Source organism: Microbacterium sp. F2, from assembly GCF_052274505.1.
Lineage (GTDB): Bacteria > Actinomycetota > Actinomycetes > Actinomycetales > Microbacteriaceae > Microbacterium.
The window spans coordinates 84,234-107,961 of sequence record NZ_JBNVBV010000008.1 but is presented as its reverse complement, the minus strand read 5'-3'; the positions used below and the strand labels follow the sequence as shown (position 1 = coordinate 107,961).

24 protein-coding genes are annotated in these 23,728 nt (G+C 67.4%); 13 read left to right on the top strand and 11 right to left on the bottom strand.

Features of this window, described 5'->3' with window-relative positions:
- Nucleotides 1-228: 228 nt before the first annotated feature.
- A complete protein-coding gene (locus tag ACQVDU_RS13520; protein ID WP_443477404.1) occupies nucleotides 229-2,157 on the bottom strand; it encodes an NHL repeat-containing protein in 1,929 nt (642 codons plus the stop codon).
- A gap of 287 nt (nucleotides 2,158-2,444) precedes the next feature.
- On the opposite strand from ACQVDU_RS13520, the gene ACQVDU_RS13515 reads away from it, so the two are divergent.
- The gene (locus ACQVDU_RS13515; protein ID WP_443477403.1) at nucleotides 2,445-2,897 is read left to right on the top strand and encodes a hypothetical protein; all 453 of its coding nucleotides are present in this window, start codon (nucleotides 2,445-2,447) and stop codon (nucleotides 2,895-2,897) included.
- Nucleotides 2,898-2,948: 51 nt separating this feature from the next.
- A complete protein-coding gene (locus ACQVDU_RS13510) occupies nucleotides 2,949-3,347 on the top strand; it encodes an HNH endonuclease (protein WP_443477402.1) in 399 nt (132 codons plus the stop codon).
- On the opposite strand, the gene ACQVDU_RS13505 is transcribed toward ACQVDU_RS13510, so the two are convergent.
- Nucleotides 3,265-3,675 (bottom strand): TIGR02611 family protein, encoded by a 411-nt coding sequence (locus ACQVDU_RS13505; RefSeq protein WP_443477401.1) that lies wholly within the window; start codon nucleotides 3,673-3,675, stop codon nucleotides 3,265-3,267. The two genes, ACQVDU_RS13510 and ACQVDU_RS13505, sit on opposite strands and share 83 nt — an antisense overlap.
- A gap of 106 nt (nucleotides 3,676-3,781) precedes the next feature.
- On the opposite strand from ACQVDU_RS13505, the gene ACQVDU_RS13500 reads away from it, so the two are divergent.
- The 3 genes from ACQVDU_RS13500 to ACQVDU_RS13490 all read left to right on the top strand — a co-directional run bounded on the left by ACQVDU_RS13500 (nucleotide 3,782) and on the right by ACQVDU_RS13490 (nucleotide 6,248).
- Nucleotides 3,782-4,474, top strand: coding sequence for a HEAT repeat domain-containing protein (locus tag ACQVDU_RS13500; RefSeq protein ID WP_443477400.1), 693 nt, complete (start codon nucleotides 3,782-3,784; stop codon nucleotides 4,472-4,474).
- Nucleotides 4,471-5,469, top strand: coding sequence for a HEAT repeat domain-containing protein (locus ACQVDU_RS13495; protein ID WP_443477399.1), 999 nt, complete (start codon nucleotides 4,471-4,473; stop codon nucleotides 5,467-5,469). The genes ACQVDU_RS13500 and ACQVDU_RS13495 overlap by 4 nt, the downstream gene beginning before the upstream one ends.
- A gap of 83 nt (nucleotides 5,470-5,552) precedes the next feature.
- Nucleotides 5,553-6,248 (top strand): YoaK family protein, encoded by a 696-nt coding sequence (locus ACQVDU_RS13490; RefSeq protein ID WP_443477398.1) that lies wholly within the window; start codon nucleotides 5,553-5,555, stop codon nucleotides 6,246-6,248.
- Here ACQVDU_RS13490 and ACQVDU_RS13485 read toward each other — a convergent pair.
- Together ACQVDU_RS13485 and ACQVDU_RS13480 are read right to left on the bottom strand one after the other, a co-directional pair.
- Entirely contained in the window at nucleotides 6,205-6,891 is a 687-nt protein-coding gene (locus ACQVDU_RS13485) for a sigma factor-like helix-turn-helix DNA-binding protein (protein ID WP_443477397.1), read from the bottom strand. The two genes, ACQVDU_RS13490 and ACQVDU_RS13485, sit on opposite strands and share 44 nt — an antisense overlap.
- Before the next feature lie 197 nt (nucleotides 6,892-7,088).
- The gene (locus ACQVDU_RS13480; protein WP_443477396.1) at nucleotides 7,089-7,853 is read right to left on the bottom strand and encodes an SDR family oxidoreductase; all 765 of its coding nucleotides are present in this window, start codon (nucleotides 7,851-7,853) and stop codon (nucleotides 7,089-7,091) included.
- Between the two features lie 134 nt (nucleotides 7,854-7,987).
- Between ACQVDU_RS13480 and ACQVDU_RS13475 the strand changes: the two genes are divergently transcribed.
- Nucleotides 7,988-8,893, top strand: coding sequence for a bifunctional helix-turn-helix transcriptional regulator/GNAT family N-acetyltransferase (locus ACQVDU_RS13475; protein WP_443477395.1), 906 nt, complete (start codon nucleotides 7,988-7,990; stop codon nucleotides 8,891-8,893).
- A 15-nt stretch (nucleotides 8,894-8,908) separates the two neighbouring features.
- Here the strand turns inward: ACQVDU_RS13475 and ACQVDU_RS13470 are convergent, their stop codons facing one another.
- The 3 genes from ACQVDU_RS13470 to ACQVDU_RS13460 all read right to left on the bottom strand — a co-directional run bounded on the left by ACQVDU_RS13470 (nucleotide 8,909) and on the right by ACQVDU_RS13460 (nucleotide 10,792).
- Nucleotides 8,909-10,063 (bottom strand): PQQ-dependent sugar dehydrogenase, encoded by a 1,155-nt coding sequence (locus tag ACQVDU_RS13470; protein ID WP_331791158.1) that lies wholly within the window; start codon nucleotides 10,061-10,063, stop codon nucleotides 8,909-8,911.
- Nucleotides 10,060-10,242, bottom strand: coding sequence for a hypothetical protein (locus tag ACQVDU_RS13465; RefSeq protein WP_292708237.1), 183 nt, complete (start codon nucleotides 10,240-10,242; stop codon nucleotides 10,060-10,062). Before ACQVDU_RS13465 ends, ACQVDU_RS13470 begins: the two co-directional genes overlap by 4 nt.
- Before the next feature lie 88 nt (nucleotides 10,243-10,330).
- Nucleotides 10,331-10,792: a DUF6790 family protein gene (locus ACQVDU_RS13460; RefSeq protein WP_331791157.1), complete on the bottom strand. Its 462-nt coding sequence runs from the start codon at nucleotides 10,790-10,792 to the stop codon at nucleotides 10,331-10,333.
- 68 nt (nucleotides 10,793-10,860) lie between these two features.
- Here ACQVDU_RS13460 and ACQVDU_RS13455 point away from each other — a divergent pair, with 68 nt between their 5' ends.
- The 5 genes from ACQVDU_RS13455 to ACQVDU_RS13435 all read left to right on the top strand — a co-directional run bounded on the left by ACQVDU_RS13455 (nucleotide 10,861) and on the right by ACQVDU_RS13435 (nucleotide 15,672).
- Nucleotides 10,861-11,400 (top strand): GNAT family N-acetyltransferase, encoded by a 540-nt coding sequence (locus tag ACQVDU_RS13455; protein WP_331791156.1) that lies wholly within the window; start codon nucleotides 10,861-10,863, stop codon nucleotides 11,398-11,400.
- Nucleotides 11,401-11,466: 66 nt separating this feature from the next.
- A complete protein-coding gene (locus ACQVDU_RS13450) occupies nucleotides 11,467-12,507 on the top strand; it encodes an LLM class flavin-dependent oxidoreductase (RefSeq protein ID WP_443477412.1) in 1,041 nt (346 codons plus the stop codon).
- A 65-nt stretch (nucleotides 12,508-12,572) separates the two neighbouring features.
- Nucleotides 12,573-13,568: an NAD-dependent epimerase/dehydratase family protein gene (locus ACQVDU_RS13445; protein ID WP_443477394.1), complete on the top strand. Its 996-nt coding sequence runs from the start codon at nucleotides 12,573-12,575 to the stop codon at nucleotides 13,566-13,568.
- Nucleotides 13,569-13,654: 86 nt separating this feature from the next.
- Nucleotides 13,655-14,032: a hypothetical protein gene (locus tag ACQVDU_RS13440; RefSeq protein WP_443477414.1), complete on the top strand. Its 378-nt coding sequence runs from the start codon at nucleotides 13,655-13,657 to the stop codon at nucleotides 14,030-14,032.
- Nucleotides 13,963-15,672 (top strand): ATP-binding protein, encoded by a 1,710-nt coding sequence (locus ACQVDU_RS13435; protein WP_443477411.1) that lies wholly within the window; start codon nucleotides 13,963-13,965, stop codon nucleotides 15,670-15,672. Before ACQVDU_RS13440 ends, ACQVDU_RS13435 begins: the two co-directional genes overlap by 70 nt.
- A 19-nt stretch (nucleotides 15,673-15,691) precedes the next feature.
- Here ACQVDU_RS13435 and ACQVDU_RS13430 read toward each other — a convergent pair whose 3' ends face one another.
- Nucleotides 15,692-16,258 carry a ribonuclease H family protein gene (locus ACQVDU_RS13430; RefSeq protein WP_443477393.1) on the bottom strand — a complete coding sequence of 189 codons (567 nt, stop codon included), beginning with the start codon at nucleotides 16,256-16,258 and terminating at the stop codon, nucleotides 15,692-15,694.
- 67 nt (nucleotides 16,259-16,325) lie between these two features.
- Between ACQVDU_RS13430 and ACQVDU_RS13425 the strand changes: the two genes are divergently transcribed.
- On the top strand, nucleotides 16,326-17,564 hold the full coding sequence (locus ACQVDU_RS13425) for a serine hydrolase domain-containing protein (protein ID WP_443477392.1): 1,239 nt from the start codon (nucleotides 16,326-16,328) through the stop codon (nucleotides 17,562-17,564).
- A gap of 38 nt (nucleotides 17,565-17,602) precedes the next feature.
- Here ACQVDU_RS13425 and pgi read toward each other — a convergent pair whose 3' ends face one another.
- Both pgi and ACQVDU_RS13415 read right to left on the bottom strand, forming a co-directional pair.
- Nucleotides 17,603-19,282: a glucose-6-phosphate isomerase gene (pgi, locus tag ACQVDU_RS13420; RefSeq protein WP_443477391.1), complete on the bottom strand. Its 1,680-nt coding sequence runs from the start codon at nucleotides 19,280-19,282 to the stop codon at nucleotides 17,603-17,605.
- 74 nt (nucleotides 19,283-19,356) lie between these two features.
- Nucleotides 19,357-20,964 carry a carbohydrate-binding protein gene (locus tag ACQVDU_RS13415; protein WP_443477390.1) on the bottom strand — a complete coding sequence of 536 codons (1,608 nt, stop codon included), beginning with the start codon at nucleotides 20,962-20,964 and terminating at the stop codon, nucleotides 19,357-19,359.
- 132 nt (nucleotides 20,965-21,096) lie between these two features.
- Between ACQVDU_RS13415 and ACQVDU_RS13410 the strand changes: the two genes are divergently transcribed.
- On the top strand, nucleotides 21,097-22,044 hold the full coding sequence (locus ACQVDU_RS13410; RefSeq protein ID WP_443477389.1) for an aldo/keto reductase: 948 nt from the start codon (nucleotides 21,097-21,099) through the stop codon (nucleotides 22,042-22,044).
- Between the two features lie 123 nt (nucleotides 22,045-22,167).
- On the opposite strand, the gene ACQVDU_RS13405 is transcribed toward ACQVDU_RS13410, so the two are convergent.
- The gene (locus tag ACQVDU_RS13405) at nucleotides 22,168-23,646 is read right to left on the bottom strand and encodes a DEAD/DEAH box helicase (RefSeq protein ID WP_443477388.1); all 1,479 of its coding nucleotides are present in this window, start codon (nucleotides 23,644-23,646) and stop codon (nucleotides 22,168-22,170) included.
- Between the last annotated feature and the right edge of the window lie 82 nt (nucleotides 23,647-23,728).

The window sequence follows — 23,728 nt, the reverse complement described above, 5'->3', positions numbered from 1 at the left end:
GCACAGCGGACGCACCCCGACAACGCGCGCCCGGCGATCGATGGGCACCTGTTCCGACCTACCGAGATACAGCGGTTTCGGGCCGTGCCGTACGATCCGGGGACCTGACGGTTACCCCTGGGCACGTCGTTGTGGGTCGAGAAACATAACACCCGCCGGATGCCCCACGCAAGCATCCGTGATCACGGGTTCACGCCCCTGCATGACGCCCGGTACGCGAAGGACAACTCAGCTGAACGGCGGGACCTCGACAGGGGCGGCGAGACCGATGAAGGCGACGATCTGGTGCCCACCAGGGTTCGTCTGCAGAGGGACGGTCTCCCAGTTGTTGGCGATCCAGAGGTTGCCCGACGGGTCCACGATCAGGCCCGTGTTGCGGACGAGTCCGTCGAAAGCGTAGCCGGCGTCCGGTGAGATCGGGTCACCCGTCGACAGGTCACCGGGGCATGTCTCGGGAGAGGTGCCGCAGAACGCTGATACCCGCTGATCGGAGAAGTTCCCGACAAAGACGTTGCCGTTGCCGTCGGTTGCGATGCCCCACGGCCGGGTGATCCCGCCGCCGGTGAACGGGCCGGAGACCGTCTGCCCGTCGGCGTCGATCAGCGCGATCGACCCCGCCGGTCCCGACGAGATCGGGCGGGTCGGGCACGGGAGGGTTGTGGAACCGGAGTTGGCGACCCACACGTTGCCCTCCGGGTCGGCAGCCACACCCATCGGCAACACGAACTCGTCGCCCGAGAGCGCAGCACCCCCCACAAGGGTCCCGTCATAGTTGAAGACCGCCACCGAGCTGCTCGCGATACCGCTCACGACAACGTGCGTACCCGTGTCGACCACACCGAACGCCTGGTCAAGGCCGGCATCGAGCGTCATCGCCTTCTCGGGGTCGCCACCGGGATACACGGTGACAGTGCCCGTCTGGCAGTTCGCGTTCCAGACATCGCCGGCGGCCGTGATGTCCATGCCCTGCGGCCACGCGAGGTCGCCCGCGGTGAATCCGGTGCCAGCCGGCGAGAGGGGCTCCCCCTCGATCGAGAAGAGCGACACGCTGTTGTGTGTCGGCTGCTCGGTGCATCCTTCACCGGCGAACCCGAAGTTGCTCACCCACAGCTGCCCGGACGGGTCGAACGCGATGCCGAATCCCGAACCGCTCAGGCCGCCTCCCGTGTACTTGCCGACCATCTCGCCGTTGGGTGCGAACTTCATCAGCAGATCACTGCCACAGGTCGGATCCTGCGGGTCGGCGCCGTACTCGTAGTTGTTGTTGACCCAGATGTTGCCGTCGGGGTCGATGGCGAAGTTGCCCGGGCCGTCGAGGGTCTGCCCGTCGCCGTCGAAGCGCAGCGCGAGAGTCCAGGCCGCTGGGGCTGCCATCAGGCCCGGCCGGTCGCCGGCCACGGTCAGCGACAGGTCGTACAGCTCAGAGGGTGCAGCGCTCGGGTCCCGGGCGATCTGCGCGAACGCGCGGAACGTGTCAACGGGCCGATCGTCGGACCGCGCGCTCGCGGCATCCACGAGAACCCGGCACGCGTCGGTATCGAGCACGCACGCACTGAGGATGTTGGTGAGCGAGGTGAACGTCGGCAGTGCCTCGGTCTGCGTGCCGTTGGGTGCCGATGTGAGCACGGCGCCATAGTCGCCAGTCTGCGCATCCACGAGGTTTGCGTACATCGACGCGGCATTCGGCAGACCCGGAGAAGAGCCTTCGACCCCCTCCGGCCCGGTGAACTGGGCAAGGGCGTAGCCCGCTGCGACAGTCGTTCGCTCGTTGAGGACGACCGCCGTGGCATCCGTGGGGATGATGGCTGCGAAGGTTGCGGTCATCGTCGTGTCGTCACCGCCAGGGGCGGTCGCGAGCAGGTAGACGAGATCGTCGTCCCGCGAGACAGAACCGAGGTCGACGACGAAGTCCCCGTCACGGTCGGATGACGTGGAACCGATCTGCGCCGCCGGCTCGCCCTCCGTACCGGCTGACCAGACCGACACATCCCACCCGGACACGGGTGCGCCGTCGACGACCGGAACAACCGAACCGCTCACCGCGGAGTCCTCAGCGTCACCGTCAGCGGTCGCCCAGCACCCAGCCAGGGCGAACACGGATGCCGTCACGACCGCGACGGCGCCGAGGAGACGTCTTCCCGGGGTGTTGGTGCGCACTCTGTCGTCGGACCCAATCGGGTGGGGCTGGTTTTGGCGCACAACGTTCCGCATCGAGTTCACTCCGTCAGGTGTCTGGATCCCGTCATCGGGTCGGTTCCACGGGGCAGATTAGCAGCGCCCGACGTTCGACGCGGGCGCCAGTCGGATCGAGATTCGGTCACGAAATCCTCTGTGCTTTCTGTGACCACGTCCCCTGGGTGTCCGCGTATCAAGCAGGAATCAAGAAGCGCGGAGCTGCCCGATCCCCGTATGTTCGGTGTCACCGGCACCAGAAGGGAACCACGATGGCCGCCAAGCGTGACACCTCAGCGGCTGGCTTCAGCGACGCCGAACGCGACGCAATGAAGCAGCGCGCAGCGGAACTGCGCGAGCAGGCGGCGGGCGGAACGGGCTCGGCCAAAAAGAAGAAGGAAGCACAGGCGTGCGTCGATGCCATCGCCGCACTCACGGGGACAGACAAGGCCGTCGCCGAGCTGCTCCACCGGATCGTTCAGGATGAGGCTCCCCACCTCGACCCGAAGACCTGGTACGGATTCCCCTCGTACGCGCGCGACGGGAAGGTCGTCGTGTTCTACCAGCCAGCGTCGAAGTTCGACACGCGCTACGGCAGCATCGGATTCAACGAGGATGCTCTGCTCGATGACGGCGCGATGTGGGCGACGGCCTTTGCCGTTGTCGAGGTGACCGACGAGGTGGAAGCCGCCCTGCGGGATCTCGTGCACCGCGCCGCCGGCTGACGCGCGCGTTTCGCCGCGCCGCCGCGGTAGGAGGGCACTACGGTCAATGCCATGGCCGCCCCACGCACCCGCCGTGCCCGTGTTGCACGGCGCCGCGCCAGGCGTGTGGCCGCATCGGGTAGTGACCTCACCGAACGCGAATGGGTACTGATCCGCGATGCGTGGGGACGGTGCGCGTACTGCGGACGCGCGGGTCTTGCCCTCCAGAAGGATTGCGTGCTTCCGATTTCGCGCGGCGGCCGCTACACCATAGACAACGTGGTTCCGGCCTGCGGCAGCTGTAACGCAAGCAAGTGCAACGCAGAGGTCACGAGCTGGATGCGACGACGACGGCTCGACGAACCGGCGTTCCTTCTAGCCTGGGCTCTCATTCTGCGCGAGCTTCGCGAGCGGCACGAGCCGCGCGACGCTGACGCCACCACTGCCAGAACCGGTCCAGCATCCGCTTGACCCAGCCAGACAGCCGGCGTGCCCAATGGAACTCGGTGCCGAGCACCGCGAGCCCAAGAAACACGATCAGCCATCCCGGCCCCGGCAGCGGAACCAGGACGAGGCCGCCGAGGGTCATGACTGCCCCGACGAGAGCGACGCCGACACGGTAGGCGATCTCGATACGCCGATGCCGCGCGACCCAGCCGCGCGCCCGGCGCAGCATCCGCCTGATCGGGCGGTCCGCGCGCTCAGCGTCAGCGATCTCGGCACGGATCTCGCGCTCGAGCGAGCCGGACGGTGCGGAGTGGGAGCTGGGAGACACAGCCTCGGGGCCTGTCGAGGACATGCCCGGACGCTAACACGCGCGGCGGCAAGATCGCTGTGAAACCAGCCGCTGCAGCGCTTGACCTTGTCACTGTGACAAGCTTTTGGATGGGTGCAGGAGGTGTCTTATGAGCACGCAATCCCCGAGCATCGACCACCTGGACCTGCTGCTGCGGAATACGTCGGCGCCGACACGGATGCAGGCGGCGCTGACGGCTGGCACGCATCCCGACCCGGGCTTCGTCGAACTTCTGATCGGTCGGTGCGCGATCGAGCCCGACTTCAGTGTGCGCGACACCCTGACCTGGGCGATCACGCGTCACGACAGTGCGCAGACGGTGCCGCGGCTTCTCGTCGAGGCGCGCAGCGCGAACCCTCAGGCTCGCAGTCAGGCGCTGCACACCCTGTCGAAGGTGGGCGCGGCAGACGGATGGCAGGCGATCACACCGGAGGTGCTCGGCGACCCAGATGACGAGGTCGCGCGGTCAGCCTGGCGCGCGGCGGCCGTCCTCGTCCCGGCCGGACTCGAGCCCGAGCTCGCCGACGCGCTCACCGGTCAGCTCGGTCGAGGCGACATGGAGGTGCAGCGCAGTCTCAGCCGCGCCATCGTGGCCCTGGGCGACGCGGGATCGGCCGCGGTCGATCGGATTCTTGCGGGTAAGCCCAGCGAGGCAGCCCGGATGCATGCCCTCGCGACCCAGCGGCTGCTCGCCGACCCGGACGAGGGCTTCGAAGCAGCCGTGTTCGCGGCGAAGCGTGTCGTTTCGCTGCGCAACGCGCCAACGGTCGCCGGCGGCTCGGCGGCGGGAACGGTCGAATGAGAATCGGCGAGCTCTCCCGGCTGTCGGGGGTGAGCGCACGGATGCTGCGGCACTACGACCGCATCGGCCTGGTGCAACCGAGCGAGCGCACCAGCGCGGGGTACCGAGACTACGGCGATGACGATCTGCGTCGCTTGCTGCAGGTCGAGGCTCTGCGCTCGCTCGGACTGCCGCTCCGTGAGGTCGGGCACGCTCTGGCCGATGCCGATGCGGCGCCGTCCGACATCCTGGATCGCGTCATCGCGAGAACCGTTGAGACGATCACCCGGGAGCAAGAACTGCTCGGGCGACTCCGTCGGCTGCGGGAGCAACAACCCGAGGACTGGACCGACGTCCTGCACACGGTCGCGCTGCTGCAGCGGCTGGGATCAGACGATGCCTCTCACCGACAACGCGCAGCGCTCGCACACCCCACGCAGCCGATGGCAGCGGCACTCACCGACGCGGTGCTCGCCGAAAATGACCCGAACGTCGCCGGCGCGCTGCAGTGGGCGCTCGCGCGAACGGCCGACGAGACCGTCGTCGCAACGCTGCGCAGCGCGTTCGATTCACCCGATGGCGCGGTCCGACAGCGAGCGATCACGACGCTCGCGAAGATCGCGTCGCCAGCGCGGACGGATGTCGTTTCTGTCCTGCTCGACGCTCTCGCCCACGCCGATCCGGTCGTCCGCAGCGCTGCTGCGCTGAGCCTCGGTCCACGCGGCGTGCCGGAGGCGGCAGACGAACTCATCGCGATGATTGTGCGGGGCACGAGCGATGTCGAGGCAGCCGAATCGCTCGGGTACATCGCACGCTCCCATCCGGGCGAGATCGAGCGGAGACTGGATGCCGCGCTGACGCCCCGCGCCGACGCCGATGCCCGACTTCGGCTGACCCAGGCTCTCGGCGAGATCGAGAGCGACGAGGCAACCGGCATTCTCGAGCGCCTGATCCACGATCCTGACCGTCGCGTTCAGATGACTGCCCAGTACCTGACCGGCATGCGCAGCCACTGACCGCGCAGCCGGAAGGGCGCGCAGCGCTACTGTGGGCGCTGAGACCGCGCGAGGATCGCCGCGGGAAAGGATGCCGCCCGCCCGTGGTCGATTCACTCCCCCGTTCTCGGCTCGCGATCGCCGTACTCCTCGCCGTGCTGGCGGGTTACATCGACGGCGTCGCGTTCATCTATCTGGGCGGCTATTTCGTGTCGTTCATGAGCGGCAACACGACCCAGTCCGGCGTCGAGCTTGCCGGGGGCGATCTTGCGGCCGCAGGTTTCGGTTTCGCCGTGATCGTCGCCTTCGTCGTCGGGGTCATGGCCGGGACGGTGGTCCGAACACCGCGGCGCGACCGGGGATGGATTGTTCTGCTCGGCGTGGCAGTGCTGGTCGCGGTCGGTGCGGCTGTGGCATCCGCTCCCCCGATCGAGGCCAACGCGGTGACTGGCGCGGCGCTGCTGGCCGTCACGCCCACCGCGCTCTGCCTCTCGCTCGCGATGGGAGCCGTGAACACCGTCTTCAGTGGCAGCGGCGGGCCTTCTTTCGGCATCACCTATATGACCGGCGCGCTCGTGAAGATCGGCGAAGGAATCGTCGGTGCACTGCGCGGCGGCGACCGCACCGGATGGCTGCGCTACCTTGCACTCTGGCTCGCCATCGCAGTGGGCGCGGTCTGCGGCGCGGCCGTCTATGCAGTGACCGGAACGGCAGCGCTCTGGTACGGCGCATTGTTCGCGGGAGTCGTCGCCGCTGTCAGTTCCACAGTGAGAGCTTCTCGGGGTTCAAGACCAGCCTGACCTCGCGCACACTCCCCTCGCCCACCTCGAGCGTCACGACCCCGATGATCCGCGCATCCAACCACATGACGAAGCCGAGTCCGTCGGGCGTCTGCTGAGGTCGCAGCTGAACCTCGGGGCGCTTGCTCGCGGTACCCAGGAGGAAGCGAGCAACGCGGTCGGCGCCCACGACCGGCCTGCGGGCAGCGCTGACATGACCGCCGCCGTCCGAGCGCAGCACGACCTCCGGGTCGAGCACGGCCACCAGCTCATCGAGGCGACCCGACTGGGCGGCCACCGCGAAAGCCCAGACCACCCTGTCGTGTTCCTCCCGTGAGACGCGACGCGCCCCGGCGCTCTGTACCCGACGGCGAGCGGATGCCGCGAGCTGGCGACACGCGGCATCCGTTCGCCCGACCACCTCAGCGACCTCGCCGAAGGGCACCGCGAAGACCTCGTGCAGCACGAACACGACACGCTCCGCCGGCGTCATCGACTCCAGCACCGTCAGCAGCGCACTGGAGACCGAGTCGTCGAGACTCACGCGGTCAAGCGGGTCTAGGCCATCGGATTCCTGCGGAGCAGCGAACGCCGAGACCGGCACCGGCTCCGGGAGCCACTCCCCGACGTAGCTCTCGCGCCGCGCCCGCGCGCTCCCGAGCATGTCCAGGCAGATTCTGCTCGCCGCCCGAGTGAGCCAGGCGCGCGGTGACACGATCGACGCCCGCTCCTGGTCGCTGAGGCGATACCAGCGCACTTGTCTCTTGCACGGCATCCTCGGCCTCGGCGACGGTGCCCAGCATCCGGAACGCGAGCGATACGAGGTGCCGACGTTCGGCGATCGCCTCGTCGTCGAGAGTCTCATCGGTCATCGGTTCTCCCGGAGCCACCGTACTGAGCAAGCCAGTCATCGAACGTCTGCGACCCGAGGCGGGCGCCCGGCCCAGGCAACAGTCCGCCAGTCGCCATCGCGGCACCCAGCGCACCGGGGAGCCGCACCTCGAGCACCCGCTCCGGCGATCCGGTCTTGCGCAGGTAGCTGCGGGCGAGGTCTGCCATCCGTTCTTCGCGCGGGCCCGCGAGGTCGGGCGCGTGGCCGTGTGCGCCGCTTTCGACGATCTGAATCAGCGCAGCGGCAACCTCGGCCGCGGCCACGGGTTGTGACCGCATCCGCGGCACGAGGTGCGCGCCGAGGACCTTCGCCTGCGCGAGCACCTGGACGGCGAACTCATGGAACTGCGTCGCCCGCAGAATCGACCAGTGCCCGGCGGATGCCGCCACCCGCTGCTCCTGCAGGAACTTGCCCGCGTAGTAGCCGTGGGGAGCCTGCGCCGCACCCACGATCGACAGCGCGACGTGGTGAACGTCGGCGCCGCGGGCAGCCGCGAGCAGGTTCTCAGTCACCGCCCCGAAGAACTCGCGAGATGCTCGGGCCGACAGCGTCTGGATCGATGCGACGTCGATGACAGCATCCGCTCCTTCGATAGCTGCTCGCACGCCGTCTCCTGCCACCAGATCGACACCGTTCGATCGCGAGAGCACGACGACCTCGTGGCCGGCTCTGGTCGCCTGCTCCACGACGTGCTGTCCCACGGTCCCGGTTCCGCCTGCAACGGCAATGCGCATGATCTCTCCTCGTCCGCGTCGTCACGACCAGGACGCACGCTCTCATCATTCAGGACGACGTCGCTCCCCAGAGTGTGAGGTCGCTCCCGATCCAGATCTCGAACCCGGAGGATTGTCTGACTATAGTCAGACATATGAGTTCGAGCCCGCCCGACCCCGTTCACGCGCGCGCGGAGCTGCGGGCTTTCAACAGAACCGTCACCGAGCGGATCGGGGTTCTCGAAGACCAGTACCTCGACCGGGGCCGGTCACTGGCCCTGGACCGGCTGCTCTGGGAGATCGGCACCGACGGGGCGGAGGTACGGGATCTGCGAACTGGTCTGGGTCTTGACTCGGGCTATCTCAGCCGCATGCTCCGCGCTCTCGAGCACGAGGGACTCATCGTGACGGTCGCATCCGGCGATGACAGCCGCGTGCGTCGAGCAGAGATCACGGATGCCGGACGCGCTGAGGTCGACATCCTGGATCGCCTGTCAGATGATCTTGCCGACGCGATCCTCGAGCCGCTCACGCCGAGTCAACGCGAAGAGTTGCTCTCGGCCGCTGCAACAACACGCAAACTTCTGACCGCTTCAGCAATTGAGATCTCACCCACCGACCCCGACGAACCCGCAGCCCGCGAAGCGATCACGCAGTACTACGCCGTGCTCGCGGAGCGCTTCGAGCTGGGATTCGATCCCGCCACGACCCGCCCCGCCCCCGCAGACGCGCTCCGCCCCCCGGCGGGCCGCTTCCTGATCGCAACGCTCAAGGGCACCGTCGTCGGATGCGTGGGCGTCAAGCTTCACCCCGACCGCGTCGGAGAGATCAAACGCCTCTGGGTAGCCCCCGAGACACGCGGCATGGGCCTGGGCAGGCGCCTGCTCACCGCCATCGAGGATGCCGCGAGGGATGCCGGCTCAACGGTGGTGCGGCTCGATACCAACCGCACACTCACCGAGGCCATTCGGCTGTACCGGTCAGCGGGCTATGTCGAGATTCCCGCATTCAACGACGAGCCCTACGCGCATCACTGGTTTGAGAAGCACCTCGCCAGCTAAGGCGCTTTTCTCGACCTACGGTGCCGCCTCGACGAGCGGAACCGAAAGCAGCCGGTCATCGTCACCCGCTGGCGTGCCGCGCCCGTCGGTGTTGCTGGTCAGCAACAGCAGTTCGTCGTCGTCGACCGCAGCGTCACGGATGCGACCGAACTCCCCGATCCACAGGGGTTGCGGATCACCGATCATCCCCTCGGGGCCGACATCGAGCATCCACACCCGCTCACCGCGCAGCGCCGCGACAAACAGGGTGTTCCCGACAGCCGCCAGACCGCTGGGGCTTGCCTGATCGGTCGGCCAGGTGACGATCGGATCGATGAATGCGGGATCCCCCGCGGCCCCCTCGTGGATCGGCCAGCCGTAGTTACCGCCCGGCACGATGCGGTTGATCTCATCCACCTGGTCTTGACCGAACTCGGTGGCCCACAGAGCGCCATCGTCGGTCCACGCCAAGCCCTGCACGTTGCGGTGCCCGAGGGAGTAGACGGCAGTGCCGAACGGGTTACCCGGCGCCGGTGAGCCCTCAGCGTCGATCCGCAGGATCTTGCCCGCGAGCGAACCGGGATCTTGCGATGCATCCCGGTTTCCAGCATCCCCTGTCGCGACGTACAGGTACCCATCCGGACCAAAAGCGATACGTCCGCCGTTGTGCGTGTTCGCCTTCGGGATGCCCTCGAGGATGATCTGCTCACCACCGAGACCACGTTCACCAGGAGCGCCCAGAAGCGGCATCCGGATGACGCGGTTCCCGTCCCAGCTCGTGAGATAGGCGTAAAGCCACGCTTCGGCATCCTTCTCGAGCAGAGCGAGCCCGAGAAGGCCACCCTCGCCGGTGGCACTCACGCCGGATATCCCGCCGATCGTACGTACCGAACCGCTCGCGTCGATCTCGACGATCTCGCCGCCGCGCGTGCTGACGATGCGCGTCCCATCGGCGAAGGGCACGACCGACCACGGCACCCTCAGGTTCGCCGCAACGGCGGTCGGCGCACCGGCCGAGCGCCACATCGCGGGAATCGATGACGTGCTCGGAGTGGGTGTTGCCGCCGGCGTCGTCGCCTCTGCGCTCGGGGTCTGCACGCGCTCGGATGCCGATTCCACGCACGCGGTCAGGGTCAGCGCCGCAGCGAGGAACGCTGCGCCAGCTGTGCCCCGAACCGTGCGCGTGTTCATTCAGACGAGGACCGCGAGAAGACTGCGCGCAGCAGGAAGAAAACGAAGAGGGCGACGACCGCCACGACCACAAGTTTCACGATGAGCAAAGCAACGCCCCAAAGGAGTTCCACGAGAATCCACGCGATCACGATCGCCGCGATGACTCCGAGGATCGTCCAGAGAGTGCCTTTGTTCATGCCTCCAGCCTACGGACGACCGGCCCACTGCGGGCGATCCGTCCAGGATCGCCCGTTCCGTTCGATGCGATGTTCTGGGAGCGCCCGGTCACCACCCGACGATCGCGAGCCCCACCACGCCCGCGGTCACACCCAGGAAGACGAGCAGGTCGGTCCACGTGGCCACCTGCTCGGCGGTGTTCTTGCCCGGTTTGGACACGTGCCGCAGGCCGGCAAGCAGCAGGAAGATCGCTCCTGGTACCGCCAAGAGCACACCCCACGTCGGCAGGAAAGGAATCGCGAGCGCTGTCACCCCCATCCCGAGGTTGGCATAGCCGAGCTCCTGGACGACCTGGTTGGCATCCGTCGAATCGACTCCCAGGATCTTGCGCGTGCGGTCGGGTTTCATCACCTGACTGAGGCCGGCCAGTGTCAGACGGATACCAACACCCCAGAACCCCCACCACAGACCGAAGACGAGGAGGGGGTGTCCTCCTGACACCAGGAGCTGGATCCCACCTGAGACGACAGGCAAGATCAGCGTTTGCAGCAGGACGATGAATGCGTACACGGGCACACTCCCAGATCGGGCCGCGACGTTGCGGCTCTCATGCCAAAGCTAGCGGCGCGAACGGCAGAATGGATGCTGTGATCCGTCGGGCCGCCCCGGAAGATGCCGCAGCGCTGCATGAGCTCGCCGCGGAGACGTTCCCCTTGGCGTGCCCGCCGGAGTCGACGGCTCTCGACCAGAGCGCGTTCATCGATGCACACCTGAGCGAGGCATCCTTCCTCGGCTACCTCGTCGACCCCGACCGCGTCGTGCTCGTCGATGAGATCGAGGGCAGGCTCGTCGGCTACACGATGCTCGTGCTCGGCGAACCGACGGACGCCGACGTCCACGTCGCGCTCGGTGATGACCGTGCGCGCCCGGTTGCCGAACTGTCGAAGTGCTACGCCCTCCCTTCCTCTCACGGATCGGGGGTCGCCGCACGCCTTCTCGAGCGCACGATCGACGAGGCACGTGCGAGTGGCATCCGTCATGTGTGGCTCGGCGTGAATCAACAGAACGTCCGCGCGCAGCGGTTCTATGCGAAACACGGATTCACCGCCGTCGGCGAGAAACGCTTCCGCGTCGGCGAGCGCCTCGAGCACGACTTCGTTCTCGCCCGGCCGGTGTGATCGCCGCCTACTACCCCAGCATCCATTCACCGGAATAGATTGACCCCCGTGGAGGTTGAATCAGATATGCAGCGATTCGGAACCCTATCGTTCGGCCACTACGGCCCCCTCGGCGGCGGACACATCCTGACGGCGCAGGACTCCATGCTCCAGGCGATCGATCTGGCGCAGGGCATGGATGACCTTGGCGTGAACGGCGCCTACTTCCGGGTGCACCACTTCGCGAGGCAGCAGTCCTCTCCCATGCCGCTACTTGCCGCTATCGCAGCCAAGACCCAGCGCATCGAGGTCGGCACCGGCGTCATCGACATGCGCTACGAAAACCCTCTGTACCTTGCTGAGGAAGCGGCATCCGTCGATCTCATCAGCGAGGGACGACTCGCCCTCGGCGTCAGCCGTGGTTCACCCGAGACCGTCGTTCGCGGCTATGAGGCGTTCGGCTACACCGGCTCGACCGACCCGCGCGGCGCCGACATCGCCCGCGAACACTTCGACCTGTTCCTTCGCGCAGTCGAAGGAGAGGGCCTGGCCGAGCGCGACGCGATGAGCCCCTTCGGCGGCGGTTCTGGGCTGCAGCGCATCGAACCGCACTCCCCCGGGCTTCGCTCGCGCATCTGGTGGGGTGCCGGAAACCGCGACTCCGCCGAGTGGGCGGGACGGATGGGCGTCAACCTGATGTCGTCGACCCTCTTGACCGAGGATCGCGGCCTGCCCTTCGATGAGCTTCAGGCCCAGCAGATCGACGCGTTCCACGCGGCATGGCGTGCGGCCGGTCACGCGGGCGAACCGCGAGTGTCGGTCAGTCGCAGCATCTTCCCGATCACGACCGCCGAAGATGAGATGTACTTCGGTGGCCGCCAGGACGGCGACGGCGTCGGCTACATCGACGGCATGCGTTCGACCTTCGGGAAGACCTATGCGGGAGCCCCTGATGCCCTCGTCGAGCAGCTGCTGGCGGATGCCGCCGTGCAGTCGGCTGACACGCTGATGCTCACGATCCCCAGCCAGTTGGGTGTGGCCTTCAACCTGCGAATCGTGGAGGCGTTCGCGAAGCACGTCGCACCCGCGCTGGGCTGGAAGTCGACCCGGGACGCGGTGACGGCCTAGCGCTGATCGTCAGCCCGCAGCGAACCGGGAAGCGCCGATAGGCGGGCGTCTGGTTGGCTGAACGCGTGACGCGGGTGCTGGTGCTGGGCGGAACCGCCTGGTTGGGAGGGCGCGTTGCCCGAGCATGGCGCGAGCGCGGTGCCGAGGTCGTGTGCCTGGCCCGAGGGAGCGCGGGATCAGCTCCCCCAGGCGTGCGACTCATCCGCGCCGACCGCACCCTGCCCTCCGCCTACGACGAGGTGTCCGGTCCGTGGGACGAGGTGATCGAGCTCTCGTATGCGCCCGACCTCGTGACCGGCGCGCTCCGAGCGCTCTCGCACAACGCCGCCCATTGGACGCTGGTATCCAGCGTCTCGGTCTATGAACGAAATGACGAGCCGGATGCCGGGGAGTCCGCGGATCTCGTGGAGCCACAGGACCTCTCGCAGTATCCGGATGCAAAGGTCGCTGCGGAACGCGCCACGACCGCGGCGGTCGGTGACCGGCTGTTCATCGCACGACCAGGATTGATCGTGGGCCCGGGCGATCCCTCGGACCGGTTCGGGTATTGGATGGCGCGCTTCCTGCAGCCGGGTCCCGCACTCGTCCCGACGACCGCTGGACGCCACGTGCAGGTCATCGACGTCGACGACCTCGCGGCCTGGCTCGTTCTCGTCGGCGTCGACGGTGCAACCGGCGTAGCCAACGCCGTCGGGCCGCCGCACGCGCTCACCGACGTCCTCGAGCAGACGCGGCGCGCTGCCGGCTTCCGCGGAGAAGTGATCGCGGCAACGGATGACGAGCTTCTCGCTCATGACGTCGCCTACTGGGCCGGCCCCCGGTCGCTCCCCCTCTGGCTTCCAGCCGACTACACCGGATTCGCCCGACGTAGCGCCGACGCCTTTCTCGCTTCGGGCGGCGCTACCCGCTCACTCGCCGTGACGATTGCCCGGACTCTCGAAGACGAGCGAGCTCGCGGCATCGATCGTTCGCGACGGGCGGGACTCACTCGAACCGACGAGGGCTATGTTGTTCGCGACATTGTGGGCAGACGAAGGAGAACGAGCGAGCCGGAACGCTGAGGCCCCTCCCCGGGCAGACCTACGACAACTGCCGCAATTCCGAGAGATCCCGACCACACGACGTGTCGCGACGGTAGATTCTCTGCATGGCGGCGGGCGATGATCGGCGAGCCGTGACGGATGCCGCGGCATCCACGCGACCGTCGTGGTGGGCCTGGCTCCTTGCCGCCGCAGCGATCTTCGCACTCTCGCTGATCAGCGTGAACATGACACCGCCCGGTGGCTCCGTCGCCGCCTGGTGGCCCGCCGCTGGAGTCTCGGCGCTGTTCATCCTGATGGTTCCGCGATCTCGATGGTGGGCGGTTCTGGTCATGGTGGCCGTCGTCACCATGACCAGAACATTCTGGGTGGGCGGGATGTCCCGATCGCGGGCGCCTTCGGCGTCGCCAATGCGGTGGAAGTGGGCATCTTCGCGACCATTCTCTTGTGGCGCCACCCCCGGGGCTTTCGGATTCGATCGGTGAGCGCTGCCTGGCGGTTCGCCCTGTCGACGATCGCCGCATCCAGCGTCTTCGGTCTTCTGATCGGCGTCATCGTCGCCGGTACTGCGGCGAGCCCTCTTCAGACTGCCGCGCACGTCGCTGCCTCGCACGCTGCGGCGATCCTGATGATCGCTCCGTTCGCCGTCCTTCCGCCCCACCTCGGACAACCCATTCGGTGGGTCGAGATCACCCTCCAGGTCATCATCCTCGGCGGCATCCTCGCTTTCCTCATCGTCGCCGGCGCCACCATGCCCCTCACGTTCCTTCCCATCGGGATCCTCGCGTGGGCAGCGTTTCGCTTTCCCATTCGCGCGGCGTACACGGAGTCGCTGATCGCGAACACGGTCATCCTCGGCACCACCGTGGCCGGGTTCGGTCCGTTCAACGACGACGCTCTCACTCCCACCACAGCGGCGCTCCTGGTCACGCTCTTCCTGTTCATGGCCGCGAGCACGAACCTGTTCCTCACTGCGGCCAGTTACGAACTGCGCGCAGCCACCCTGTCCGCCCGAAATGTGGCTGACCTCGTCACCAATGGGATCGTCGATTCTCGTGTCGGACTCCTCGTCGCCGAGTGCCGCGGCGATGGTTGGGCGGTGCTCCTCGTGAACACGGCCGCCCGCCGCATCCTCAGCGAGGACCTCGACGCACACAGGCGCTGGCATCCCGGTCCGCTCCGGGATGCCGCGCAGCAGAGCCTGGAGCTCCAGCGCCTCGTCACGCTCGAGGCCAACGAGCGCATCCTGAACATCGACGCCTCCGAGACCAGCGGCGCCACACCGCGGATCTCTGTGCAACTCGTTGACATCACCGATAGCGTGCGCACGACGCAGGACCGCTTGGCGGCCGAGACCGAGCGGGCAAGGACGCTGGCGGCACGACTCGAACTCGAACGCAGGCAGGTCGACTTCATCGCGACAGCGAGCCACGAGCTGCGCACACCGATCGCGAACGTGAGTGGATACCTCGAGTTGCTCGAAGATGCAGAGGAGCTGACCGGGCCGTCACGGGAGTGGGTGTCGGTCGCACGACGAAACACCGCCCGGCTGGCGGACCTCACCGACGATCTGCTCTTCCTGGCACGAGCAAAGGATCACGCGAGCGCACCAAGCTTGCACGTCTCGATCCCGGTGGCGGATCTCATCGAGGAGGCGCTCACGCCGTTCCGCGACACCGCAGCCGAACGACGAACCGAGCTCGTCGTCGGCGGGACCGAGGGGACGGTTTGCGGTGTGCATCACGAACTCGTGCGCGCACTGGGAAGCCTCATCTCGAATGCGCTGAAGTTCGCACCGCAGGCAAGCACGGTGCGGATACACGCCGAAACAGTCGACGATGCTCTCACAAACTCGGATGGGCAAGACATAGCTGCCGTGCGGATCGCGGTCAGCGACACCGGCCCCGGCATTGCGCCAGACGAGCTTCCCTTCGTGTTCGACAGGTTCTATCGCACACCAGATGCCGAGGTGGCGCAGACGCCCGGCGTCGGACTCGGACTCGCGATCGCCCGCGAGTTGATCGAAGCGAACAACGGCCGGGTCGAGATCTCATCTCCCGAGCGGCAGGGCGTGATCGTGACGCTCATCCTTCCGACGGCACGCACCGAATCGAGCATGGTCTAGGACGCCCCCGATATTGCGCTCAGCGCCGGTTCCGGTCGGCAGCCGACCGAGGCGGGTCGGTCGAAACGTCGAGCGGGTCAAGCCCCCGCAGTGACGTCCACACGAGAGCCTCGCCTTTCGCCGCATGCTCGGACGCGCGCACGGCCCGCTCGTCGGCCCAACTGTTGAGGCGATGACCGCTGTGCCCGCGCACATGTTCGAGCACGACATCCGGCATTCCCGCCGCGCGGCGCGCCTCGCGGGCAGCGATGAGACGCTCGAGGATGTCTCGATTGGCCACCGGCTTTTTCGCACTGGTCACCCATCCGCGACGGCGGTGGCCGTCCATCCACGACGAGTACGTGTCGATCGCATACTTCGAGTCGGCCTGGATGACGAGTTCGGTCACATCGGCATGATCAGTGATCGCATAGAGCAACCCCAGCAACTCGCCGATGTTGTTGGTGCCCTCCGGCAGCGACCCCGCCGCCCAATTGCCGTCCTCCCCGACCCACGCCCATCCGGTCGGCCCCGGGTTTCCTTTGCAGGCACCGTCGGTGGCGACGATGTACCGGTCGGTCGGATGCGGGGAGATCGGATCTGGCACGCCTTCCAGTCTTCCAGCCAGCAGCGCCCAGCAGAGCACGCGGGACAGATCTGACACACTGTCGCTCATGCGCTTTTCACCCCTCGTCGCCGCAGTCAGTGCCGCGCTCGTCGTCGTCGCGCTCACCGGATGCACCGCGCCGACTCCGGATGCGTCAGCGACTCCGGATGCCTCAGCAACTGCCACGAGCAGCGAGGCCGCCCTGATCGAGACGACGGTGCAGAACTTCATCGCCACGCAGCCGGTCCGGGCCGCGATCGTCAAAGTCAGCCGCGACGGGCAGACGATCTTTCGTGAAGCATTCGGGGAATCGATCACCGGGGTACCCGCGACACCCGAGATGCACTTCCGCAACGGCGCCGTAGCGATCAGCTACGTCGCGATGGTGCTTCTCCAGCTTGCCGATGAAGGAGTGCTCCATCTTGATGATCGCCTCTCGGTGTGGGAGCCCGAGATCCCGCATGCCGACGAGGTGACCCTGCTGCAGCTAGCGCAGATGACCTCCGGCATCCAGGACTTCGTCCCCAATCCCGCCTTCGTCGAGGGCAGCTACAGCGACCCGTACCGCATGTGGACCGCCGACGAGCTCATCGCCTTTGGCGCTGGCCAGCCCCTGTGGTTTGAGCCCGGCACGAACTGGGGGTACTCCCACACCGGGTACGTCATCCTCGGCAAGGCACTGGAAGCTGCCACCGGCACGCCCCTGGATCAGCTCATCCAGCAGCGCATCCTTGATCCGCTGGGCCTGACCGGCACTCACGCGAGCCTCACCGGCGAGATTCCCGAGCCCGCCCTGCACGCCTTCACCTCGGAGCGGCGCCCGTTCTTCGACATCACCGATGGTCGGGTCTTCACCGAAGAGAGCACCTACTGGAACCCGTCGTGGACGCTCCCCCACGGCGCCGTCCAGACCTCGACGATCGACGACCTCGACACCACGATCCGTGCCATCGGCACCGGTGAGCTCCTCTCCCCCGAAGCCCATGACGCCATGACCTCGACGGCGCTGCGCGGATTTGGCTCACCGGTCGACGGGTGCCCGTCCTGCTTCACCCAGATCGAGCCGTACACCTACGGCATCGGTCTGGTCACCTCTGGGGACTGGATCCTGCAAAACCCGCTCTTCAGCGGGTATGCCGCGGTGGCCGCGTACCTCGCCGACGAGGACCTCGCGATCTCGGTGGCCGTCACGTTCTTGCCCGAGGCTTTCGACGCCGAAGGTCTCTACCCGAACCTGGCCGACAGCCTCTTCCGCGAGCTGGGTGGCGTGCTCGCCCCCGAGCAGGCCCCGCCCACCCACCACTGAGGGGCAGCCTCCCCTACGGAAGGATGCCCCGCACCGTCTTAGCGGCGGTGAGTGCGGTAGTACTCCAGCAGAGCCTGGGTGGAAGCATCCTGCGCCGCGACAGCGGCAGCGTCACCCTCGATAGCCGGAGCGATCTGCAAAGCCAACTGCTTGCCGAGCTCGACTCCCCACTGGTCGAAGGAGTTGATGCCCCAGATCGTCCCCTGCGTGAACACGATGTGCTCGTACAGCGCGATGAGCTGACCGAGCGCCGACGGAGTGAGTGCGGGCGCGAAGATCGACGTGGTGGGGCGGTTGCCCGGGAAGGTGCGCGCGGCCACGAGCGCCCCGGTTGACCCTTCAGCCTCGACCTCCTCGGCGGTCTTGCCGAACGCGAGGGCCTTGGTCTGCGCGAGGAAGTTCGCGAGGAAGAGCCCGTGAACATCGCGACCGCCATCCTCGAGCGGATAGGCCGGGTTCACGAACGCGATGAAGTCCGCCGGGATGAGCCGGGTGCCCTGATGGATGAGCTGATAGAACGCGTGCTGTCCGTTCGTGCCGGGCTCGCCCCAGAACACCTCACCGGTGTCGGTCACGACCGGCGAACCGTCCCAGCGAACGCGCTTGCCGTTGGACTCCATAGTCAGCTGCTGCAGATATGCCGGGAACCGATGCAGCTGCTGCGCGTACGGCAGCACCGCGTGAGTCTGCGCGCCGAGGAAGTTCGTGTACCAGACATTGAGCAGGCCCATGAGCACCGGCACGTTCCGCTCGAGCGGCGTCGTGGCGACATGCACGTCAACGGCGTGGAATCCGGCGAGCAGGTCACGGAAGGCATCCGGACCGAGCGCAATGGTGAGCGAGAGCCCGATCGCCGAATCGACCGAATAGCGGCCGCCCACCCAGTCCCAGAAGCCGAATGCGTTGTCGGTGTCGATGCCGAACGCGGCGACCTTGTCGAGCGCGGTCGAGACCGCCGCAAAGTGGTGAGCGACGGCACCAGTCTTGGCGGCTTCCGTCCCGTCGATGGCACCGGATGCCGTGAGCCCAGCCCACAGCCAGTCTCGCGCAAGCCGGGCATTGGTGAGGGTCTCGAGCGTCGTAAAGGTCTTCGAGGCGACGATAAACAGCGTCGTCTCGGGGTCGAGGTCCGCGGTCTTCTGCGCCATGTCGGTCGGGTCGATGTTCGAGACGAACCGCGCCTCGATCCCGGCGTTCGCATAGGGCCGCAGGGCCTCGTAGACCATGACGGGGCCGAGGTCCGACCCGCCGATGCCGATGTTGACGACGTGCGTGACCTTCTTGCCGGTCACGCCGAGCCACTCCCCCGACCGCACCCGGTTGGCGAAGGCATCCATCGCATCAAGCACCGCGTGCACATCGGTGTCGACATCCTGGCCGTCGACGACGAGCGCGGGGCTCTCCCCTGCCGGGCGACGCAGCGCCGTGTGCAGCACCGCTCGGTCTTCGGAGGTGTTCAGGTGCACGCCGGCGAGCATCTGCGCAAATCGCTCCGCAACGCCGGTTTCTTCCGCCAGCTGCACGAGCGAGGCAAGGATCTCGTCGGTCACGAGGTTCTTCGACAGGTCGACGTGCAGGTCGGCAAGCGGATGACTCATCCGCTCGACCCGGCCGGGGTCGGCGGCGAACCAGGCACGCAGATCCGGGGCGAACCCGGATGCGGCGTCGGTGAGGGCGGACCAGGCAGGCGTGGTTGTCGGATCGACGGGTGCGTTCACTCGTCACACGCTACCGAACCGCAGCACCCACGTCAGGAGCGGCAGCCGTGAGTTAGCCTCGCGCCGCGCATCCGTTACCCGAGCGCGTCGAGAAAGCCGTTCGTGTATGACAGCGAGGCGGTGCCGCTGGTCACCGAGTTGCAGGTGATCGAGACCCACGGGGTCGGCGGCGAACAGGGCACGTCTCGATCGAGGGACCAGAAGTGGATGCCGGCGAGCCCTGAGGTCTTCGCGTAAGCGGCGACGGTCTGAACATCCGCGAGGGTGAAGATCTCATCGCGCACGTCATTCATCCCGATCATCGGGGTCAGCTCGATCCTGTTCGCCGGGATCGCATAGGTGTGTTGGAGATTCTTTGTCGCCTGGATCGCCGAGGCTCCCATGTCACATAGTCCGCCGCGGACAACGCACACGCCCGAACCCGCGGCGCCGTAATCCATCACCATGAGGTTGACGGTGTAGTTGCGCAGTCCCGATGCCAGAATCGCGCGCACTGTCGTGTCGCCGGTCGCGTTGAGGCCGCCGTGACTGCCGTCGCTAGCGGCGAGAGTTGCGAGGGTGAACGAGAACCGCAGGTCCGGGTAGGCCTGCTGGACGCCGACAGCAGACGCAACAAGATCACGGATGTCGGCCGCAGACTGCCCGGATTCGATATCGAAGTCGATGCCGATCAAGTGATCTGACGCGTACCTCTCGATGAACGTGGTCATTCCCGCAGCCGAGGAGCAGTGGAAGGCTCCCGCCGCCCCTCCCGTGGAAACGATGTAGTCGACGCCTGCCACCTCAAGCGCGGGAATGTTGGCGTCGGCGAAAGCCTGGGCAGCGACACCACCCCAGTTCTCGCTCCCGCATGTTCCGGTCGCGAAAGCCAAGGTGACGGCATCCAGATCTGTGGCGCTGCTGCCGAGCAGCCCGCCGGCACCCACGAGCGGCCGGGATGAGCCGCCGACGGCGGTTCCCATCGCGTAGGTATTCCAGTTCATGCCGACCGTGACGTCCTTGTACGGGCTGAAGACGAACTCCGGCGGGAGTCCCGGGGTTCCCGAAGGGCTCGGCGTCGGCGTTGGTGAGGGCGTAGCGGTGCGCGTCGGCGTGGGCGTGGGTGTCGGAGTCAGCGTTGGCGTAGCGGTCGGAGTGGGGGTGGGCGTCGCACCGCACGAACCGAGTGACGTCCACGGCTGGCCCGTCCCGGTGACGCCGTTGTGCGTAGCCGGGTCATCACCGCGCGTCCACCAATTCGCCCGATAGAGGATGCCGCTGCGCGTTGCCGTGTTTCCTGCGACGTAGATCGTCCCTGCGCTCCAGGTTGCAACTGTGCAGGCAGCTGTCGGCGTCGGGCTTGGGGATGGGGTCGTCGGAGCGGGGGTTACCGTCGGTGTGGGGGTTGCGGTCGGTGCGGGTGGCACGGCACCGCACGCGCCCAGGGAGGTCCACGGCTGGCCCGTTCCCGTGACGCCGTTGTGGGTGACCGGGTCATCCCCTCGCGTCCACCAGTTCGCGCGGTACTGGATGCCGTTCTTGCTGGCCGTGTCACCCCCGACGTACGTGGCACTCGACGACCACGTGGGAGCGCAGGAGACGGCATCCGATCGTGTCGCCGGGACGAGTGCCAGCCAGACCCCCAGCACCATCCCCACGGCGGCGAGAATCGCAAGTCCCGGGCGGGCGAATCGAACGATCATGGGGTCCTCTCGGGTGCGGACGCTGATGCGGAGATGGATGCCGCGAGCCACACGCTATCGACGGCGCATCGGGGCAAACATCGACGACACGATGAGAATCTCCTCACGTTCTGGCGGTGCAAGGATGGAGCCATGACCCGCATCGGAACCAGCGACCTGGACGTCTTCCCCCTCTGCCTCGGTGGCAACGTGTTTGGCTGGACCGCCGACCGCGACGAGAGCTTCGCGATCCTCGACGCCTTCACCGAGGGCGGCGGCGACTTCGTTGACACCGCCGATGGATACAGCGCGTGGGTTCCGGGTAACTCTGGGGGCGACAGCGAACGGATCATCGGCGCCTGGCTCGCCGCCCATCCGTCCGCAGATCTGAAGATTGCGACGAAGGTCAGCCGCCACCCCGAATTTCCGGGCCTGAAGAACATCCGCGGGGCAGCAGAAGCGTCGCTCGAGCGACTCGGTGTCGACACCATCGACCTGTATTACGCGCACTACGACGACCCGGAGGTTCCGCTCGCCGACGCTGTGTCGGCTTTCGGAAAGCTCGTCGACGATGGCCTCGTTCGCACGATCGGGCTGTCGAACTTCACACCCGAACGCATCCGCGAATGGATGCTGACCGCAGCCGACCTCGGCGTCGCTCAGCCCGTCGCGCTGCAGCCCCACTACAACCTCGTGCACCGCTTCGAGGTCGAGAGCGAACTGGCCCCGATCGCCGAGGAGTTCGAGCTCGGCATCCTGCCGTACTACGCCCTCGCCAGCGGTTTCCTCACGGGCAAGTACCGGTCACCGGATGCCGAGGACGGCGCGTCACCTCGCGCCAAGGGAGCCGCGAAGTACGCGACGCCACAGGGGCTGCAGGTCCTGCACGTCTTGGAGCGGATCGCCGCGGCCCACGCGAGCACGATGGCGGCGGTGTCGCTGGCGTGGCTGCGCGACCAGCCGCATGTTGTCGCCCCGATCGCGAGCGCCTCGCGCGTCGAGCAGGTAGCCGACCTCCTCGCCAGCGCGACGCTGCAGCTCACCGACGACGAGCTCGACGAGCTCAGCGTCGTCTCGGAGTGGACCCCCACCGATATCTGAGCCGAGCTCTCAACGGTCTCAGGTCGCCTCTGCGCCTCAGCGCCAAGCACGAGGGGTCGCAACACGCCGTGTCGCGCTGTGCGCGTGCGGCGTGTTGCGACCCCTCGTGTGAGACCTGGTTCCTTACTGGGCGGCAGGGCGCTGACCCGCGCCGCGCCCGCGTGAACCGCGGCGACGTCGGGCGGGCGCACCCTCGGCGCGCTGCGGGTTGCGCTCCGGCGCGGCCCCCTGGTCGGCGGCGTGACGCGGGTTATGAGCGTGGGCGGGCTTGGCCGTGTGCCCAGGCTTCGCTGCGCGTCCCTGCTGGGTACCGCGACCCGAGCCGCTGCGCTGTCCGCTGCCGGACCGCTGGCCTCCGCTACCCGACCCGCTTGAACGGGCGGTGCGAGGCGATGACGCCGGCGCGGTGATGGGCAGCATCCGGTGCGCGGCGCGCGGTCCGACCAGCTCATCGACGGCTGCCGACGATGCCTTCACAGACTCCGCCTCGACCTGGATGCCTGCCTTCTTGAGAAGCTGGGCGATCTCGCGGCGCTGCGCCTCGAGGCCCACCGTGACAACTGTTCCCTCGGCACCGGCACGTGCGGTACGCCCCGACCGGTGCAGGTAAGCCTTGTGCTCGACGGGAGGATCCACGTGCACGACGAGCTCGACCTGGTCGACATGTACGCCACGGGCTGCGACATCCGTCGCGACCAGCACCCGCACGCCGCCGTCCTCGGGTGCGGCCGAGAACGCGGCAAGGTTCCGGTCCCGGGCGTTCTGAGAGAGGTTTCCGTGCAGGTCGACAGCGGGGATGCCTGCAGCAGTGAGCTGCTTGGCAAGCTTCTTGGCCTGGTGCTTGGTGCGCGTGAACAGGATGCGGCGTCCCTGACCCGAAGCGAGCTCGCGAACGAGCGCAGTCTTCTCCTCGGTGCCGGGAACCAAGAACACACGGTGGGTCATCTCCCCCGCGGGAACACTCGATTCATCGACCTCATGGCTCACGGGTGAGGACAGGAAGCGGCGAGCGAGCACATCGATGCCGCCGTCGAGAGTGGCACTGAACAGGAGGCGCTGACCGTCGGCGGGGGTTGCGGCCAGGATCCGAGTCACACCGGGAAGGAAGCCAAGGTCGGCCATATGGTCGGCCTCGTCGAGCACGCTCACCTCGACGCGGTCAAGGCGCACGACCTGCTGCTTCATCAGGTCTTCGAGGCGCCCGGGGCACGCCACGACGATGTCGACGCCGGCGCGCAACGCCTGCTCCTGCGGACGCTGGCTGACGCCGCCGAAGATCGTGGTGACCCGCAGGCCCACGGCGTTTGCGAGCGGCTCGATGGTCGCGGCGATCTGTGTTGCGAGCTCCCGGGTGGGGGCCAGCACCAGGCCGCGCGGGCGGCCGGAGGTCAGCGGGGTCGAGGATGCCGCAATGCGCGCGACCAGCGGCAGCGCGAACGCGATCGTCTTGCCGCTGCCGGTGCGGCCGCGGCCGAGCACGTCGCGCCCGGCAAGCGAGTCGGGCAGCGTGTCGCGCTGAATCGGGAAGGCCTCGGTCTTGCCTGAGGAGCTGAGCACCTCGGCGAGCACTGCGGGCACGCCAAGGTCAAGGAAAGTAGTCATGGGGTTGCTTTCGTGGTTATCCGCACACAGCTGCACAACCCGCGCGAAGCGGCGAAGGGCTGTGGTGAGCGGAGGATTGGCG